This window comes from Marivita sp. (assembly GCF_017643905.1).
Taxonomy (GTDB): domain Bacteria; phylum Pseudomonadota; class Alphaproteobacteria; order Rhodobacterales; family Rhodobacteraceae; genus Marivita.
This window is the reverse complement of the sequence record NZ_JAEPMO010000096.1, coordinates 1-18,210: the sequence shown is the minus strand read 5'-3', so window position 1 is coordinate 18,210 and position 18,210 is coordinate 1. Positions and strand designations below refer to the sequence as shown.

The 18,210-nt window shown below is 60.5% G+C and carries 17 protein-coding genes; 8 read left to right on the top strand and 9 right to left on the bottom strand.

What is annotated here, in order from left to right:
* On the bottom strand, positions 1-617 hold a 617-nt coding region (locus JJ869_RS15325), incomplete at its 3' end, for a LysR family transcriptional regulator (protein ID WP_292268382.1).
* A 165-nt stretch (positions 618-782) separates the two neighbouring features.
* On the opposite strand from JJ869_RS15325, the gene JJ869_RS15320 reads away from it, so the two are divergent.
* From JJ869_RS15320 to ccmE, 5 genes are all read left to right on the top strand, one after another.
* A complete protein-coding gene (locus tag JJ869_RS15320; RefSeq protein ID WP_292268381.1) occupies positions 783-4,199 on the top strand; it encodes an indolepyruvate ferredoxin oxidoreductase family protein in 3,417 nt (1,138 codons plus the stop codon).
* Between the two features lie 159 nt (positions 4,200-4,358).
* Positions 4,359-5,171 (top strand): lysophospholipid acyltransferase family protein, encoded by an 813-nt coding sequence (locus tag JJ869_RS15315; RefSeq protein ID WP_292268388.1) that lies wholly within the window; start codon positions 4,359-4,361, stop codon positions 5,169-5,171.
* Between the two features lie 32 nt (positions 5,172-5,203).
* Positions 5,204-6,016, top strand: coding sequence for an aspartate/glutamate racemase family protein (locus JJ869_RS15310; RefSeq protein WP_292268379.1), 813 nt, complete (start codon positions 5,204-5,206; stop codon positions 6,014-6,016).
* Between the two features lie 48 nt (positions 6,017-6,064).
* Positions 6,065-7,093, top strand: coding sequence for an N-acetyl-gamma-glutamyl-phosphate reductase (argC, locus tag JJ869_RS15305; RefSeq protein WP_292268377.1), 1,029 nt, complete (start codon positions 6,065-6,067; stop codon positions 7,091-7,093).
* 186 nt (positions 7,094-7,279) lie between these two features.
* Entirely contained in the window at positions 7,280-7,735 is a 456-nt protein-coding gene (gene ccmE, locus JJ869_RS15300; RefSeq protein ID WP_292268375.1) for a cytochrome c maturation protein CcmE, read from the top strand.
* Between the two features lie 97 nt (positions 7,736-7,832).
* Here ccmE and eno read toward each other — a convergent pair whose 3' ends face one another.
* The 5 genes from eno to JJ869_RS15275 form a co-directional block, all read right to left on the bottom strand.
* Positions 7,833-9,110, bottom strand: a complete 1,278-nt coding sequence (eno, locus tag JJ869_RS15295) for a phosphopyruvate hydratase (RefSeq protein WP_292268373.1) — start codon at positions 9,108-9,110, stop codon at positions 7,833-7,835.
* A 78-nt stretch (positions 9,111-9,188) separates the two neighbouring features.
* Positions 9,189-10,082, bottom strand: a complete 894-nt coding sequence (locus JJ869_RS15290; protein WP_292268372.1) for a DMT family transporter — start codon at positions 10,080-10,082, stop codon at positions 9,189-9,191.
* A 54-nt stretch (positions 10,083-10,136) separates the two neighbouring features.
* Entirely contained in the window at positions 10,137-10,547 is a 411-nt protein-coding gene (locus JJ869_RS15285; protein WP_292268370.1) for a Fur family transcriptional regulator, read from the bottom strand.
* A 76-nt stretch (positions 10,548-10,623) separates the two neighbouring features.
* Positions 10,624-11,469 (bottom strand): DMT family transporter, encoded by an 846-nt coding sequence (locus tag JJ869_RS15280; protein WP_292268368.1) that lies wholly within the window; start codon positions 11,467-11,469, stop codon positions 10,624-10,626.
* Between the two features lie 15 nt (positions 11,470-11,484).
* Positions 11,485-12,273 carry a DUF533 domain-containing protein gene (locus tag JJ869_RS15275; protein WP_292268367.1) on the bottom strand — a complete coding sequence of 263 codons (789 nt, stop codon included), beginning with the start codon at positions 12,271-12,273 and terminating at the stop codon, positions 11,485-11,487.
* A 157-nt stretch (positions 12,274-12,430) separates the two neighbouring features.
* Here JJ869_RS15275 and JJ869_RS15270 point away from each other — a divergent pair, with 157 nt between their 5' ends.
* Positions 12,431-13,345, top strand: a complete 915-nt coding sequence (locus JJ869_RS15270; RefSeq protein ID WP_292268386.1) for a DMT family transporter — start codon at positions 12,431-12,433, stop codon at positions 13,343-13,345.
* On the opposite strand, the gene JJ869_RS15265 is transcribed toward JJ869_RS15270, so the two are convergent.
* Genes JJ869_RS15265 through JJ869_RS15255 form a run of 3 tightly spaced genes read right to left on the bottom strand, consistent with a single transcriptional unit; the run spans position 13,321 to position 16,170 of the window.
* A complete protein-coding gene (locus tag JJ869_RS15265) occupies positions 13,321-14,739 on the bottom strand; it encodes a protein adenylyltransferase SelO (protein WP_292268384.1) in 1,419 nt (472 codons plus the stop codon). The genes JJ869_RS15270 and JJ869_RS15265 overlap by 25 nt on opposite strands.
* Before the next feature lie 46 nt (positions 14,740-14,785).
* Positions 14,786-15,232: a GNAT family N-acetyltransferase gene (locus JJ869_RS15260; protein ID WP_292268366.1), complete on the bottom strand. Its 447-nt coding sequence runs from the start codon at positions 15,230-15,232 to the stop codon at positions 14,786-14,788.
* On the bottom strand, positions 15,229-16,170 hold the full coding sequence (locus JJ869_RS15255) for a nucleoside hydrolase (protein ID WP_292268365.1): 942 nt from the start codon (positions 16,168-16,170) through the stop codon (positions 15,229-15,231). The genes JJ869_RS15260 and JJ869_RS15255 overlap by 4 nt, the downstream gene beginning before the upstream one ends.
* A 215-nt stretch (positions 16,171-16,385) precedes the next feature.
* On the opposite strand from JJ869_RS15255, the gene zwf reads away from it, so the two are divergent.
* On the top strand, positions 16,386-17,840 hold the full coding sequence (gene zwf, locus JJ869_RS15250; RefSeq protein WP_292268364.1) for a glucose-6-phosphate dehydrogenase: 1,455 nt from the start codon (positions 16,386-16,388) through the stop codon (positions 17,838-17,840).
* A partial coding sequence (locus JJ869_RS15245) for a 6-phosphogluconolactonase (protein ID WP_292268363.1) occupies positions 17,837-18,210 on the top strand: 374 nt, incomplete at its 3' end. The genes zwf and JJ869_RS15245, both read left to right, overlap by 4 nt.

The window sequence follows — 18,210 nt, the reverse complement described above, 5'->3', positions numbered from 1 at the left end:
TGAACCATGATCATGCCGGCGCTGACCTGTGCCGCACGGGGATTTTGGCAGATCAGCCGGTGATGGGCCATGTCCTCCATCGTTTCCGGCGTGCCGTTCTGGGCAAGGTATTCCGGCGACGCATAGAGCCGCATGCGGATCGACATCAGTTTCTTGCGGATCAGGTCGGCTTGGCTCGGTTCCTTCATCCGCACCGCGACATCCGCTTCACGCATCGGCAGATCGAGCACCCGCTCTTCCAGCATCAGGTCGATGTTCAGATCAGGGTATTTTTCGTAGAGCTTGGGCAGACGTGGTGCGAGCCAGAGCGACCCGAACCCGATGGTCGTGGTGACGCGCAATTCGCCGAACACTTCTTCTTCGCTGTCGCGGATGCGCGCGGTGGCGGCTTCGATGCGTTTGTTCATCGACCGGGTCGCGTCGAACAGCAATTCACCCTGTTCGGTCAGAATCAGTCCCCGCGCATGGCGGTGAAACAGAACCGTGTTCAGCGATTCCTCAAGTGCCCGAATCTGCCGGGACACGGCGGATTGAGACAGGTGCAGCGTGTCCCCGGCATGGGTCAGACTGCCCGCATCGGCAACCGCGTGAAATATTCTGAGCTTGTCCCAGTCCATTGCTTACTCTTTCAATCGTCAGAAGCGGTTTACATGACATAAGTCGTTATATGAATGACAACTTCACGTAACACTGAAATTTCAAAAGAATTTTGTGGTAAGGTCAGCAATTGTGACCTAAATTTGTGTTAATCTATAGGCACATTTCACGCGGGGAGGCGTCAAATGACCAAAGCCGAGATCACTCTGAACGATCGGTTCGATCTTTCAAAATCGCCGGTGCTGCTGAATGGCACCCAGGCATTGGTGCGCTTGATGCTGATGCAAAAGGCTCGCGACACGGCTGCGGGGCTGAACACCGCAGGATATGTCACAGGCTATCGCGGCTCGCCTCTTGGTGCGGTCGACATGCAGATGCACCGGGCCGAGCGGTTCCTCAAAGCTGCGGACGTGACCTTCAAGGAAGGGTTGAACGAAGACCTGGCCGTAACAGCCCTTTGGGGCGCGCAGCAGGCCGAGTTGCGCGGAGAAGGACGCTATGACGGTGTATTCGGCCTCTGGTATGGCAAAGGGCCGGGGGTGGACCGGTCAGGCGACGCGATGAAGCACGCCAATATGGCGGGGACGTCGCCCCATGGCGGTGTGCTGATGGCAATGGGGGATGACCACACGGGCGAATCCTCGACCGTACTGCACCAGTCGGAATGGGCGATGATCGACGCCTACATGCCCGTGGTGTCGCCTGCGGGCGTGCAGGAAATTCTCGATTACGGCCTCTATGGCTTTGCCCTGTCGCGGTTTTCGGGGCTTTGGGTGGGTCTCAAGACCATGAAGGACACGGTCGAGGTGACTTCGGTCGTCGATGGTCGCCCGGACCGGATGTCTTTCGTGGTGCCAGAATTCGACATGCCCGAAGGCGGGCTGAACATCCGCCTTGTCGATACGCCGCACGCACAAGAGGCGCGGATGATCGACCACAAACGCTTTGCCGCCGAGGCGTTTTCCCATGCCAACAAAATGGACAAACGAATCTGGGGAAAGCCGGGCGCGAAGATCGGCTTTGTGGCAGCGGGCAAGAACTGGCTCGACCTTGTTCATGCACTGTCGCTGCTGGGTATCGACGCGGCCGAGGCCGAGCGCTTGGGCATCACCACCTACAAGGTCGGCCAGACATGGCCGCTGGACATGCGCGGGTTTCACGATTGGGCCGAAGGGCTGGAACTGATCGTCGTGGTCGAGGAAAAGCGCAAGCTGATCGAAGTCCAGATCAAGGAGGCGCTTTTCGACGACAACCGTGTCCGCGTCTATGGCTGGTACAAAGGCGGTGCGGGTGGTCTTCACCGCGAAGAACTGTTCCCGACCCGCGGCGCACTTGATCCGATCCTGATCGCGGAAAAGCTTGGTGGGATCCTGATCGAAGAGGGCCGCGACACAGATCGCATCAAGGCCGGTATGCATGCCATTGATGAGGCGAAGAAAGCCGACAACGCGAAAGAGATCGCAGCGCGCCTGCCGTATTTCTGTTCGGGCTGTCCACATAACAGCTCCACCAAAGTGCCCGAGGGCAGCCGCGCCTATGCCGGGATCGGCTGTCACTATATGGTGCAGTGGATGGACCGCGAGACACTGGGCTTTACCCATATGGGGGCCGAAGGGGCCAACTGGATTGGCGAGTCGCTCTTCTCGAAAACTCCACATGTATTCCAGAACATCGGCGATGGCACCTACAACCACTCCGGCGTGCAGGCGATCCGCGCGGCCATCGCGTCGGGGACGACGATCACCTACAAGATCCTCTTCAATGATGCCGTCGCCATGACCGGCGGGCAGAAGAATGACGGTGGGTTGACCCCGCAGCAGATCGCGTCGGAACTGAAAGCGATGGGGGTCAAGCACCTTGCGGTCGTCTATGACGAGAAAGAGGATGTGGACCTCAACTCCTTCCCGCAAGGCATTGAATTTGCGGAACGCGCGGATTTGCAAACCGTTCAGGCGAAGTTTGCAAAGACCGAAGGTGTCAGCGCCATCGTCTACATCCAGACCTGCGCTGCCGAAAAACGGCGTCGCCGCAAGCGGGGCCAGTTTCCCGACCCGGACAAGCGCGTGTTCATCAACACCGATGTCTGCGAAGGCTGCGGCGATTGCGGGGTGCAGTCGAACTGCGTGTCCATCGTGCCCAAGGAAACCGAATTGGGCCGCAAGCGGGCGATTGATCAGTCGTCCTGCAACAAGGATTTCTCTTGTCTCAAAGGGTTTTGCCCGTCTTTCGTAACCTTGGAAGGCGCACTGGTGAAGAAGGCGGCGACAACATCGCTCAACTTGCCGGATCTGCCCGCGCCGGAATTGCCCAAGATCGACGGCACATGGAATGTGGTTGTCACAGGCGTTGGCGGCACGGGTGTCGTCACCATCGGTGCGGTTCTGGCGCAGGCAGCGCAGATCGACGGTAAAGGCGCTGGCATGATGGAGATGGCAGGCCTCGCACAGAAGGGCGGCGCTGTGCATATCCACCTGCGGCTGGCCAACACCCCCGGCGATATCAGCGCCATTCGTGTTGCCACCGGTGAGGCCGACGCGCTCATTGGTGGCGATCTGGTGGTCAGCGCCGGGGCCAAGACGCTCGGCCTGATGCGTACGGGTCGTACGGGTGGGGTGGTCAACAGCCACGAGATCATCACTGGCGATTTCACCCGTAACACTGAGTTTGCGCTGCCTACCGACCGGTTGACCGTCTCGCTTCGGGCGCGGCTACGGGACAGGCTCGATCTGTTCGATGCGTCTGAACTGGCGAAAGCCACATTGGGGGATTCGATCTTTTCCAACATGATGATCCTTGGCGCCGCGTGGCAGCGCGGACTGGTGCCGCTGACCTACGATGCGATCATTCAGGCCATCGAGTTGAACGGGGCGGCGGCGGAAAAGAACATCCGGGCCTTCGAGATTGGGCGCTGGGCGGTTCTTCATCCGCAAGAGGCAGCGCGGGTGGCGGAACCCAAGGTGATCCCGCTGCCCAAAACGCTGGACGAGAAGATCGCATACAGATTTGACCATTTGGTAAAATATCAAAGCACCCGCTATGCCAAGCGCTACCGTAAGTTGGTGGACGGTGTCTCCGATCCCCGCCTGACAGAGGCGGTGGCCAAGGGCTATCACAAGCTCTTGGCCTACAAGGACGAATACGAGGTCTCGCGCCTGCATCTCGAAACCCGTGCCAAGGCGGAAGAGCAGTTTGGCGGCGACTTCAAAATGTCGTTACACCTTGCGCCGCCCATGCTGTCCAGGACAGGGCCGGACGGTCGGCCCATGAAAAAGCAGTATGGTGAGGGGATGCTGCGCGGCTTTGGCCTTTTGGCGAAACTCAAATGGCTGCGCGGCACCCCGTTCGACCCGTTCGGCCGCACCGAGGAACGCCGTATGGAGCGCGCGCTGATCAAGCAATATGAGGCGGATCTGCGCGAATGGTTGCCCAAGGCGAAGCCGGAAACGCTGGATGCTCTGGTGGCCTTGGCAGAGCTTCCACTCCAGATCCGCGGCTTTGGCCCGGTCAAGCATGCCACCGCTGCAAAGGCGGAAAAACGCAGGGAAGAATTGCTTGCGGTTTTGAGGTCTGGTGGGGCCGGATTGAAGCAGGCTGCCGAATGATGCGTCACAGGACTTTTAAGGAACTGTTACATCTTTGCGGATAAATCAAAATGCGCTAGCTGGGCGCGATCCAAGGTATTCGGAGCTTGATTGGTGACGTCTTCCGCCGCCCGTGACATTTCTTACTCTTACTCGGCGCGGTCCAAACCGGGCCGTGCGATGATCCGTCTGATGGAAAACGCCACCGGGCGGCTCAGTCTGATAAAACGCGCTGCGGGCTATCAGGACGAGGTCGCCCAAGGCCGCGATTTCTGGGAGGTCATGGTCGACCGTTATGGCCTGAGCCTCGACGTGGTGGGCGGCTCGCTCGACAATATCCCACGTACCGGTCCGTTGATCGTGATCGCCAACCACCCCTATGGCATCCTCGACGGGCTGATCCTTGGCCACATCCTGTCGGTCACGCGCGGCGATTTCCGCATCCTTGCGCACAAGGTGTTCCGCAAGGCGGTCGATCTTGACCGGATCATCCTGCCGGTCAATTTCGACGAAACCAAAGAGGCGGTCGCGCAGAACATCGAAACGCGCAAGGTGGCGCTCGACTATCTGCGTGAGGGTGGCAGCGTTGGCGTGTTTCCCGGTGGAACCGTTTCAACTGCGGTGACGCCTTTTGCAAAACCCATGGATCCGGGCTGGCGCGGATTCACGGCGCGCATGATCGCCAAATCCAACGCCACCGTCGTGCCGATCTATTTCGACGGACACACCAGCCGCTTGTTCCAATTGGCCAGCCATCTTCACACAACGTTGCGGATGGGGTTGCTGATCAAGGAATTCCGCAAACGGGTCGACACCCCGGTGCGCATCGTCATTGGTGCACCGATCCCCGCACATGAAATCGACAGCCGCAAAAAAGACGCGCGAGAGCTGATGGATTTTCTGCGCAAAGCCACGTATGAGCTGTCTCCAACGCCGTATGCGTCTTACGATTACGGCTTTGAGTTTGAAGAGCGGCACCGGGTGCGTGGCTGAACACCATCCCCTGCCGCGTGCGCGAGGGCGAGATGGCGGTAGGCGTATTTGACAGCGGTTTGGGTGGGCTGACGGTTCTGGACGCGGTGTCCAAGCGGCTGCCTGACGTGCCGTTTGTCTATCTTGGTGACAACAAACACGCGCCCTACGGTGTGCGCGATGCCGATGATGTCTACACCCTCACCTGCGCGGCGACGGAACGGCTGTGGGATGCGGGCTGCGATCTGGTGATTCTGGCCTGCAACACGGCTTCGGCGGCAGCGCTCCGGCGGATGCAGGAAAGCTGGGTGCCGCGTGACAAACGCGTCTTGGGTGTGTTCGTGCCGCTGATCGAGGCTTTGACCGAGCGGCAATGGGGCGACAATTCCCCGCCGCGCGAAGTGGCGGTGCAGCATGTGGCGCTGTTTGCGACGCCAGCCACGGTGCGCAGCCGGGCGTTTCAGCGCGAACTCGCCTTCCGCGCCATTGGCGTGGACGTGGAGGCGCAAGCCTGCGGCGGTCTTGTGGATGCCATCGAAGACGGGGACATGATTTTGGCCGAAGCGCTGGTGCGGTCTCATGTGGATGCACTCAAGCGCAAGATGCCGAACCCGCAGGCGGCCATTCTGGGCTGCACGCATTATCCGCTGATGCAGGAGATCTTTCAGGATGCTTTGGGTCCTGAGGTTGCCGTCTACAGTCAGGCAAACCTCGTGGCCGAGTCGCTGGCCGATTATCTTGTCCGCCACCCAGACATGAAGGGTCCGGGCACAGAATCGATGTTCCTGACCACGGGCGATGCGAAGCGTGTGTCGGATCACGCCACGCAATTCCTGCGACGACGGATCGACTTCAAGGCCGCCTGAGCCTCACCAGATCCTTTTTCAAGAATTTTCGTCACTGGGAGTGACCACATGACCTGTAAAATCGCCATCATTGGTGCAAGCGGCTATACCGGAGCGGAACTGCTGCGCCTCATCGCCACCCATCCTGACATGGAGATCGCCGCCTTGGCCGCGAATTCCAAGGCGGGGCAGACCATCGCGCAGGTATTTCCGTTCCTGCGCCATCTTGACCTGCCAAAGCTGGTGACGTGGGAAGAGATTGATTTCTCTGAAATCGACCTCTGCTTTTGCGCGCTACCGCACAAGACCAGCCAGGAAGTGATCGCGAAACTGCCGACGGACCTCAAGATCGTGGATCTGTCCGCGGATTTCCGGCTGCGGGATCCAGCGGAGTACCAGAAATGGTATGGCAATCCGCATGCGGCGGTCGAAATGCAGAAAGAGGCGGTGTACGGCCTGACCGAGTTCTACCGCGACGCCATTCGCGAGGCACGGCTGGTTGCAGGCACCGGGTGCAATGCGGCGACGGGGCAATACATCCTGCGGCCGCTGATTTCCGACCGGGTGATCGGGCTAAAGGACATCATCCTCGACCTCAAATGTGCGGTATCCGGGGCGGGCCGGTCTTTGAAAGAGAACCTGCTGCATGCCGAGTTGTCGGAGGGCTATAATGCCTATTCCGTCGGAGGCACGCATCGGCATCTGGGCGAATTCGATCAGGAATTCAGCGCCTTGGCGGGCGAAGAGGTGCGCGTACAGTTCACTCCGCATCTGATCCCGGCGAACCGAGGCATTCTTGCCACCTGCTATGTCAGCGGTGATCCGCAGGTGATCCACGCTTCGCTCAGCAAAGCCTATGCGGACGAACCCTTCATCGAAGTGCTGCCATTCGGAGAGACACCCTCGACCCATCACGTGCGCGGATCGAACTTCTGCCACATCGGGGTGACAGGAGATCGGATCGCGGGCCGTGCGATCATCGTGGCGGCGCTCGACAATTTGACCAAAGGGTCATCCGGGCAGGCGTTGCAGAACGCGAACCTGATGCTGGGTCTGGAAGAGACCGCGGGTCTAATGCTTGCGCCGTGTTTCCCTTGAGCCGGTGTGCCCAGAAATTTCTGGGTCGACTCCAAATTCTTGGGACGAAGACTCTGTGACGTTGACGGCTTAAGATCACGTGCAGCCGGAAAAATGATCGGTCGGATCTGCGGCAAATTGGTTTGCCGCAGTTTGCGAACGAAGTTTGCGTGTATATATTGAAGCAGGTTCGGTTGGGAGGACGTCATGGCCCTGAAATCGCTGAAAAAGCAACGCCGGATCCAGGTGGTCGCGCTTGCGACGGTTGCCTTGATCCTGTCGACGGCGCTGATCGGCTATGGCATGCGGGACGGGATCAACTTTTTCCGGTCTCCCAGCCAGGTGATCGCGGAGCCGCCCGCGCCCAACGAAGTGTTCCGCATCGGCGGTCTGGTCGAAGAAGGCTCCATCGTGCGGGGGCAGGGATCGACCGTGTCCTTCAGCGTGACCGATGGCGGTGCGACAGTGCCGGTGGTCTATTCGGGTGTGCTGCCGGATCTCTTCTCCGAGAACGAAGGCATGGTCGGCACGGGGCGATACATCAACGGCGTGTTTGAAGCCTCTGAAATCCTTGCCAAACACGACGAGGAATACATGCCTGCCGAAGTGGTGGACGCGCTGAAAGAGCAAGGCATCTACAAGGACCCGAAAGCAGGCAGCTGAACGCGCGCCTGATCTTCTTCTCTTTGCAAATACGCAAAAAAAAGCCGGGCGCGCAGCGCCCGGCCTGTCGGATTTTCCGAAGGAAAATTCGAAATGATTACCCGCGCAGGATCGACCGCCCTGCATATTCTGCGGTTTCCGCCAGCATTTCCTCGATACGGATCAGCTGGTTGTACTTGGCCAACCGGTCGGAGCGCGCCAGCGAGCCGGTCTTGATCTGACCGCAATTCGTAGCCACCGCGAGATCGGCAATCGTCGCATCTTCGGTCTCGCCCGAGCGGTGGCTCATCACGTTTGTGTAGCGCGCGCGGTGGGCCATATCGACCGCCTTGAGCGTTTCTGTCAGCGTGCCGATCTGGTTGACCTTGACCAGCATGGAGTTCGCACAGCCGCGCGCGATGCCATCGGCCAGACGGGCCGGGTTGGTGACGAACAGGTCGTCGCCTACAAGCTGCACCTTGTCGCCCAGCACTTCGGTCAGCATCGCCCAGCCGTCCCAGTCGTCTTCGGACATGCCATCTTCGATGGACAGGATCGGGTAGTCGTTCACCAGCGCTTGCAGATAGGCCACGTTCTCGTCCGAGGTGAGGGTCTTGCCTTCGCCCGCATAAACGTAATTGCCGTCCTTGTAATACTCGGTCGCGGCGCAATCGAGGGCGAGCATGATGTCATCGCCCGGCGTGTAGCCCGCTTTTTCGATGGATTTCAGAATGAAATCAAGCGCCTCGCGGGTGGAGCCAAGTTCAGGGGCAAAGCCGCCCTCATCACCCAGTCCGGTCGACAGGCCTTTGGCGGACAGCTCTTTCTTCAGCGTGTGGAACACTTCGGAGCCCATACGCACCGCGTCGCGGATGTTTTCAGCCGCCACCGGCATGATCATGAATTCCTGAATGTCGATAGGGTTGTCGGCATGTTCGCCGCCATTGATGATGTTCATCATTGGCACCGGCAACAAGCGTGCCGACGTGCCGCCGACATAGCGGAAGAGCGGCTGTGCCGTGAAATCTGCGGCTGCTTTGGCGACGGCAAGGCTGACACCAAGGATGGCGTTTGCTCCAAGGCGGCCCTTGTTGTCGGTACCGTCGAGTTCGATCATCGTCATGTCGATGCCGACCTGTTCGGTGGCGTCGAGTCCGACGATCTCATCCGCGATCTCGCCATTCACGGCGGCCACAGCTTCGAGAACGCCTTTGCCCATATAGCGGCTCTTGTCGCCATCGCGCTTCTCGACGGCCTCATACGCTCCGGTGGACGCACCCGAGGGCACAGCGGCGCGGCCGATGGTGCCGTCTTCAAGAGTGACGTCGACTTCGACGGTCGGGTTGCCCCGGCTGTCAAGGATTTCACGGGCGTGGATGTCGATGATGGTGCTCATTGCGCTTGGTCCTGATGAAGCTGCATTTACGCGGCGGTATAGCAGGGACGGACGCAAAGTAAACTATGCATGATAGCGCTAACGGGCAGCCTGTTGCTTGAGCCGGTCCTGTTCCAGCGCCAGTTTGCGTTCGCGGTAAAGCGCATAGAGCCCGGCGGCCAGAATAATCGCCGCACCGATCAGGGTCATCGCGTCCGGACGTTCTCCGAAAATCAGGATGCCAAGGCTCATCGTGAAGATTAACCGGGTGTAGCGGAAGGGTGATATGATGGCGGCAGGGGCCATGCGCATCGCTTGCGTCACCGCGTAGTAACCCAGCGCCGTCACCACGATTCCCGCGCCCATGTGCCACGCGGTGATGGCGCTCATCTGGGTGGGCGCGTCAGAGATCAGGATCAGGCCAAGGCCAATAGGGATGGTTGCCGAAAACCCCCAAGTTGCCAGCGAAATGGACGGGATGTGAGACGGCGATAGCCTGGTGATGAGATCGCGCAGACCCAGCCCACAGACGCCCATCACCGCGAAAAGTGCTGCGGGTTCAAAGCCGTCGGCACCGGGGCGGATCACCAGAAGCATGCCGATGATGCCCGCAAAGATCGCCAGCCAGCGGCGCAGGCCAACGGGTTCCTTGAGGAAGATCGCCGCACCAAGCGTCACGACCAGCGGTGCCATCTGCATGATCGCCGCAAAGAGCGACAGAGGGATCACTCCGATGGACAGCACAAGGCCAAGCCCGCCGACGATCTCGAGCCCGCTGCGGGCCAGCACCCACGGGTGCAGCGCATCGCGGCTGAGCAGTTTCGCACCCTGCCATTTCGCGATGAGGATGAAGCACAAGGTTCCGCCAAGGCTGAGGAAAAACATCACGTGGCCGGGGGAAAGAACCTGTGACGACAGTTTGATGAACACATCGCTGAGCGCCAAAAGCGCCATCGCAAGGATCATCAGGAGGATGGCGCGAACGGTTTGCATGCTGTGCAGCTACGCCTCTTTTTCAGTAGAGGCCAGTGCCGCGACGCGTGTCGGTTATTTCTTGATCGGTACGCCGTAGAGTTCGAGCTTGTGGCCTTTCAGCGTGTAACCCAGCTTGGCCGCGATCTTTTCCTGAAGCGCCTCGATCTCGGGGTCGACGAATTCGATGACCTTGCCGGTGTGCAGATCGATCAGATGGTCGTGGTGATCGCGTTCGGCGTCTTCGTAGCGCGCGCGGCCATCACCGAAATCAACCTTCTCAAGGATGCCCGCCTCTTCAAACAATTTTACCGTCCGGTAAACCGTTGCGATCGAGATATTGGGATCCCGCCCTGAGGCGCGGGCGTAGAGTTCTTCGACATCCGGGTGGTCGGTCGCATCCTCAAGCACCTGTGCGATGGTGCGCCGTTGTTCCGTCAGGCGCAGGCCCTGCGCTTCGCAGCGGGAAAGGATGGTTTCGGACATCGCCGGGCCTCTTGTCTTGGTGCGCTCTGGTTTACCGAACTGCGCCGGGCAATGCCAGAATGCGCAAACGACTTTTTCACGCTCTGCGGCGGAGGTGCCAGAGATAGGTGGCGAGTGTGGCAACGACAATAGTCCCGCCGGTGAGCATCGTCGCGGTTGGGGCTTCGTCGATCACCATCCAGACCCAGAGCGGGCCCAGAACAGTCTCGAGCAAGAGCACCAGACTTACATGTACAGAAGCTGTGTGACGCGAAGCTTCGGACATGAGGTAGAACGAGGCAGGAAGCACGATAAAGCTTGCGACGGCGATGGCCCATGTCGTGCCGGATGTCATCTCTTGCGGAGATGTGAGGGCGAAGGCGGTCAGCCCGGCCAGCATCGATCCGGTCCCCACGGCAGGCAGAAGCGGCATGTCCGGGTTGTGGCGCAGCAGCGTGAAGCTGAGCGCCAGGCTCAGCGCCACGCCAAGGCCACACGCCACGCCGATCAAAGCAGTTGCGCTGAAGGCGATGTCGCTTTTGCCGGACATGGCAATCACGATGCCCACACTGACCACGGCGATGGTGATCCATGTCGCGGTGCCCGTGGGTTGGCCGTAGAGCGCGCGGGACAGGATGGCGGCCCAGATCGGCACTGTCGCCACCGCGATCAGGACCAGCGCCACCGGGGCCAGCGAAATCGCAGGCGCAAAGAGCGAGGCATTGGCCCATTGTGCCAGTACCAATGCCACCCCAACGCCGGAGGCAAGCCTTGGGAAAAGGCGCAGCTGGCCGGTGAGTGTTGCTGCGGTCAGAAAAAGCGTTCCCATCGCCAGCCCGCGCCATGCGACCAGCGGTGCGGCTTCAAGGCCGGACAGACGGATCAGGAGCGCGTCCGGTGTCAGGATCAGGACACCGAGACAGGCCAGCAAAATGCCTTTCATGGATCTGCGTCAGGATCAACTGTAAAGCGGCTGAACCCCCATCTGCATATGCAGTGCGTTCACTGTCGGCTGGTCCAAATCCATCGCGCGGGCGAGCGCGTCGAGGTATTGCGCCTCGGGTTGAGTATCGAGGCGGATTGCCATCAACGATGCAGAATAGACCTGCGTCCGCAACGGCGCGGGAGTGTCGGCTGCCAGCGCGTCGACATCGACGGGGGCGGCCAGTTGTTCCTGCACGAAGGCAATGTCTTCGGCATCGGCATCCTCGCCCACTGTGTCGAGAATCTTGGCGCGTTCGGCCTCGTCAATGCCGCCGTCACATTTTGCCGCCTGAATCATTGCCCGTAGCATCAGGGCTGCGGTTTCCTCGGCCTGTGGGGCTGCCGCGCCCGATTTGGCGAACTGATCCAGCATGCCACCCATGTTCTTGCCGCCCATCGCGGCCATACCACCGGCTGCGGCCAAAAGACCGGCCAGACCGGCCCCGCCACCACCAGCGCCAAGCTGTGACAGCAGACCACCTTTGTCGCCCGCGTCTGCGCCAGCAGCCCCACCGCCCAGCATCGACGACAGGTCAAGCCCGCCGGATTGCATCTTTTCCATGATCCCAGCGAGCGGATTCGATCCTCCAGCACCGCCCATCATCTGGCCCAATTGCGACTGAATCTGCGCCAGAGGGTTGTCGCCCGGCACTTGAGCGCCGCCCATCAGCCCGCCAAGGCCCTTGCCTCCGGACATATGATCCACGCCACGCGCTGCGGCGTATCCGATGGCCACTTTGGCCAGTGTTCCCATGAGACTCATACTTCTTACTCCCGGCGATCAGGTTGATTTTGCTGTGCATAGGATGCCCGATTCGCGGGCGGGATGTGGAAAAACCTTTGCGCTGTGCGGATTTGACTGCGCCCGCTTGCAGCGTTTTCCGCTTGACCCTTCGGGCCTGCGGGTGTCCCTGACGCAGATGGACCGTAAAGATGCAATTGATCTGACAGGGGCCGCAAGCCTTGTTGTGTTCGCCACTGTGCTGGCGTTCAACCAAGTGGTGATCAAAGTCACCAATGGCGGGTTTGGTCCCGTCTTTGCCGCAGGATTGCGATCGGGCCTAGCTTTGCTGGTTTTGGGAGTTTGGCTTTTGGTTCTGGGCCGACGGCTTGAAGGGGTGCGGCGCACGATCGGGCCGGGCCTTTTGCTGGGCGGCCTGTTCACCATCGAGTTCATCTTCCTTTTCATTGCCCTTGACCTGACGACTGTGTCGCGCGTGTCGATCCTGTTCTATTCGATGCCGATCTGGTTGGCACTGATCGCACATTTTGTGCTTCCGGGGGAAACTCTGTCCTGGCGACGCTTGCTTGGATTGCTCCTTGCGATGACCGGGGTGATCTGGGCGCTTTTCGATCCGCAATCGCGCGAAGCCGGGAGCCTTTTGGGGGACGTACTGGCCTTGTCGGCAGCGTTCGCATGGGCGGGCATTGCCCTGACGGTGCGCCTCACGCGAGTGTCGGAACTGCCCGCAGAGAGCCAGTTGTTCTGGCAGCTCTCAGTTTCGGCTGTGTGCTTGCTGGCGGGGGCACCGCTTTTCGGAGAATTTTTGCGCGCACCGACGGGGGTGCATGTGGCAGGTCTGTTGTTCCAGGTGATCTTCGTTGCCAGCCTCGGTTACCTGTTCTGGCTGCGGCTGATGGCCGTCTATCCGGCGTCCGACATTGCAGCGTTCAGTTTCCTGTCACCGGTTCTGGCGGTGGGCATGGGTTGGCTGTTGCTCGACGAGCCGGTGGGGCCGGGTTTCCTTGGCGCGATGGCGCTTGTTGCTGTGGGGATTGTCCTGATCAACCGGCGGCGCAAACGCCCCGCTCAGGTGCCGCAGAACGTGGCCTGAACCACCTCTTCGGGGGCGGGAGGGTTGCGCAGATCGTCGAAATCGGGATTGGCCCCATAGGGTGTTGCGTAAGCCGTCATCAGGCGCGCGAAGGGGGCATCGTCGCCGCCCACGGCTGCGGTGATCATGGCTTCGATCTGGTGATTGCGTGGGATCAGAACCGGGTTGGCGGCACTCATCCGACCCTTTGGGTCGTCTTCACTCGCGATGCGGGTTTGCCAAGTCTCGGACCAGTGATCGAACCCGGTCGGATCAGCAAACTGATCGCGCGCGGTGCCGTCCACCAGACCCCGGAAGGTGTTGGTAAAATCGGCTTCGGCTGTCTGCATCAGCGTCAACAGGTCCCCGATCAACGCGGCATCGTCTGGCGTCGGATCGGCGATGCCGATCTTTACCCCGAACCGCCGCAGCCATTCCGCGCGGATCATCTCGGGCATTGTGTGGATCTGCGCCGTGAAGGCTTCGACCGATGCTTCGGGGTCAGGCATCAGCGACAACAGCGCGGTTGCAAGCTGGGCCATGTTCCACACGATGATGTCCGCCTGCGCGGCATAGCTGTAGCGTCCGTAGCGGTCGATGGAGGAATAGACGGTCTCCGGGTGGTAGCTATCCATGAAGGCGCAGGGACCATAGTCTATGGTTTCGCCGGAAATGCTGCAATTGTCGGTGTTCATCACGCCGTGAATAAAGCCGAGGCTCATCCAGTGGGCGACCAAAGCCGCCTGCCGGCGCATGACCGCACCAAGGAAAGAGGCAGGATCAGTGGCATCGGGATAGTGCCGGGCCACGGCATAGTAAAAGAGGGTTTGCAGCGCCTTGATGTCTCCACGGGCGGCAAAGACCTGAAACGTGCCGACGCGCAGGTGGCTTTGCGCGACGCGGGTCAGAATGGCGCCGGGAAGGGGGCGTTCACGCACCACAACATCGCCTGTGCGAACAGCGGCTAGTGCGCGAGTCGTCGGCACACCAAGCGCGTGCATCGCCTCGCTTACCACGTATTCGCGCAGCACCGGACCCAGCCATGCGCGCCCGTCGCCCATGCGGGAAAATGGCGTCCGGCCCGAGCCTTTGAGCTGGATGTCGCGGCGGATGCCGTCGGTGCCGATGGTTTCGCCCAGCAGGATCGCACGGCCGTCGCCGAGCTGCGGATTGTACTGGCCAAACTGGTGCCCCGCGTAGAGTTGCGCCAAAGGCGACGCGCCGTCTGGGATCGCGTTGCCGGCAAAGAGCGCCGCAAGGTTCGGATCGTCCAGCCCGTCGATGCCAAGGTCGCGGGCAAGAGCGTCGTTGATCGCGATCAGCGATGGAGCCTTGACCGGTTCCGGTTTGACCCGCGCATAAAACGTGTCGGGCAGGGCGGCGTAACTGTTGTCGAAGGGAATGTGCAGGGTCATGGTGCGGATATAAGCGCTTGTGGTCTGTCTCACCAGCCCCAGCGCGTCACAGCTCGCGAGACATGTAGGCGTAGCCTTCGCGGGTCTCGAACTTGCAGCGTTGGTAAAACCGTTTGAGTGTCTCGTTGCCCTGATCCGCTTCGAGGTGAAGCGCCTTTATGCCACCGTCTTTGAGCGCCTTGGACAGACCATTCAGCGCGTCTGATCCCATGCCGCGTTTGCGCACAGCGCTGCGAACAAAGATCTCATCGACGATGGCGTCCATGCCGCCATATTCGACCGACCAACCGAACGAGACCACGACATAGCCCACCGGCGCGCGGCGCGGGCCGATCAGCCAGATCGCGCCGTGGGGACTGCCTTCGAGCAAAGGAACAATTGCGTCGTGCTGGTGTTCGGGCGACGTGTTGAAGCCTTGGTGTTCATGAAACGCCGCAACCAGCGGCAGCAACCGTGGCAGGTCCTCGGGAGAGGCGAGGTGCAAGGATTTCATAGCCGTCCCAGACGTTCGGTGAGAAGGGCGAAGAAGCCGTCGGCGTCGATGTCGCCCATGAACGTGGCATTGGGTGCGCGGTCGGTGACACCCCACCAATCGGCAACGGTCATTCCCAAGGTCAGATCGGAGCCGGTTTCGATTTCGACATTGATGTGTCGTCCGGTGAAGAGGTCCGGCTTGATAAGGTAGGCGGTGACACAAGGGTCATGCAAAGGCGCACCCGCGCTGCCGTATTTTTCCTTGTCGAAGCGTTCGAAGAATTCGGTCATCTCGGCCACGGCGATCCCCACGGGCGTACCAATCGCTCGCAAGGCATTGTTGCGCTCTGCCGTCACCAGCGCCTTGTGGGTCACGTCGAGCGGCATCACCGTGATTGGAGCACCGCAGGCAAAGACTTTTTTGGCGGCTTCTGGGTCGACATAGATGTTGAACTCGGCGGCGGGTGTGATGTTGCCCACTTCGAAATAGGCGCCACCCATGAGCACGATTTCCTGTATGCGCTCGGCAATGTCAGGTGCCCGCTTCAACGCGACAGCGATGTTGGTCAGCGGCCCCAATGGACAGAGCGTGACCGTGCCTTCTTCCTCGGCCCGCAGGGTTTCGATGATGAAATCCACGGCGTGCTGGTCCTGCAAGGGCATGGTTGGGTCGGGCAGGGTTGGGCCGTCCAGCCCGGTCTTGCCGTGCACATGCTCTGCCGTGACAAGCTTGCGCGCGATGGGCGCATCGCATCCCGCAAAGACAAGGGTTTCAGGCTTGCCCGCCAGTTCGCAGACGATGCGGGCATTTTTCTGTGTCAGAGGCAGGGGCACGTTCCCGGCCACGGCGGTGATCCCCAGAACCTCCAGATCGTCAGGAGAGGCGAGGGCCAGCAGGATCGCAACTGCGTCGTCCTGGCCGGGGTCTGTGTCGATGATGATTTTGCGGGGGGACATCCGGGACTCCTTGCTTGTCGCGGTGGTGACATGCAGGGGGGCCGGGATCAAGCGTGTTGATGGGCACGAGCGGCGCTTTGCCCGTTCTTTCGGCAACCTGATTGCAGCATGTTCTATGGGTGTTAGACTGGACGCAATTATTGCGAAATCAGTTTACATCCGACCAGTTAGCGCTAACAAGGCGCTGAGCGAAGCAGAATCGGAAGGATCGCGCCATGGTATCCCGCGTTATTCCCGTCGACCCGTTTGACCTTGTGATCTTTGGCGGAACCGGAGATTTGGCGCGACGCAAGATCTTGCCAGGTCTTTTCCGCCGTTTCTGCGCGGGGCAAATGCCAGAAGGATCACAGATCATTGGCGCCGCGCGATCAGAGATGGACGACGCCGAATATCGCCGGATGGTCTCGGACGCCGTGGCTGAATTCGGCGGTGGCCGGACGTGCGAAGCCGGGACCTTGGAGGCGTTTCTTGATGCCGTGTCCTACGTCACCACGGATGCCAAGGGTGATGGCGGTTGGGTCGAACTGAACGGCAAGATGCGCGATAGCACGGTGCGCGCGTTCTACTTTTCGGTTGCGCCATCGCTGTTCGGGGACCTCGCTGAACGCTTGCACAGGTTCGGGCTTGCGACACCTGAAAGTCGGATCGTGGTGGAAAAGCCGTTTGGTCATGACCTTGAGTCTGCCCGAGCGCTGAATGCCGCGTTGGCGCAGCATTTCCACGAAACGCAGATTTACCGCATCGATCATTATCTTGGTAAGGAGACGGTGCAAAACCTCATGGCGGTCCGGTTCGGCAACATGCTGTTTGAGCCGCTATGGAACGCGCAATATGTCGATCACATCCAGATCACCGTGGCCGAAACAGTGGGCGTTGGTGGACGCGGCGGCTATTACGACAAGTCCGGCGCGATGCGGGACATGGTGCAGAACCACCTCATGCAGTTGCTATGCCTCATTGCAATGGAGCCGCCGGCTAAATTCGAACCCGACGCGGTGCGGGACGAAAAGCTCAAGGTGATCCGCGCGCTTGAGCCGGTTGATTGGCATCACATCGTGCGCGGGCAATATGGCGCGGATGAAAACGGTCCCAGCTACCGCGAAGATGTGGAAGACCCCAAGTCGCGCACCGAGAGCTTTATCGCCATGAAGTGCCACATCTCCAACTGGCGTTGGGCGGGGACCCCGTTTTACCTTCGCACCGGCAAACGCCTGAAGGCCCGCGCGTCAGAGATTGCTGTCGTGTTCAAGGACGCGCCCCATTCGATTTTCGGTGCGGATGCCGGGCGGCACCGCAACGTGCTGGCGATCCGGTTGCAGCCGAACGAGGGCATGACGCTGGACGTGACCATCAAGGAACCGGGGCCGGGCGGCATGCGTCTGGTCGATGTGCCGCTGGACATGAGTTTTGCCGACGCCCTGGGGCCGGATGCCGAAGAAGTGCCGGACGCCTATGAACGCCTGATCATGGATGTGATCCGGGGCAACCAGACGCTCTTCATGCGCGGGGATGAGGTCGAGGCGGCATGGGCCTGGACCGATCCCTTGATCGCAGGCTGGCAAGCGCGCAATGATGTGCCCAAGACATACGACCCCGGAAGCTCCGGTCCCGAAGATGCACTCATGCTGATGCACCGGGACGGACGCAAATGGCGCGAGGTGAAGGCATGAGCTACGAGTTTCAGACCTATCCCGACCGCGAAATGCTGGCGATGGATCTGGCCAACAAGCTGGCCGGTGATCTGCGGACCATCTTGACTCATGAGGACCGGGTCGTCCTGGCGGTGCCGGGGGGAACGTCGCCCGGGCCCGTATTCGACGATCTGTGCGCAGCCGATCTCGATTGGAGCCGTGTCGACGTGATGCTCACCGACGAGCGCTGGGTGCCCGAGGACAGTGATCGGTCGAACACCCGGCTGCTGCGTGAGCGGCTTTTGGTGGACCGGGCGGCGGCGGCGCGATTGCTGCCGCTTTATATCCCGGCGCATGAACCCGAAGAGGTCTTGGCCGAACTGGAAACGCAGATCGCGGACGAACTGCC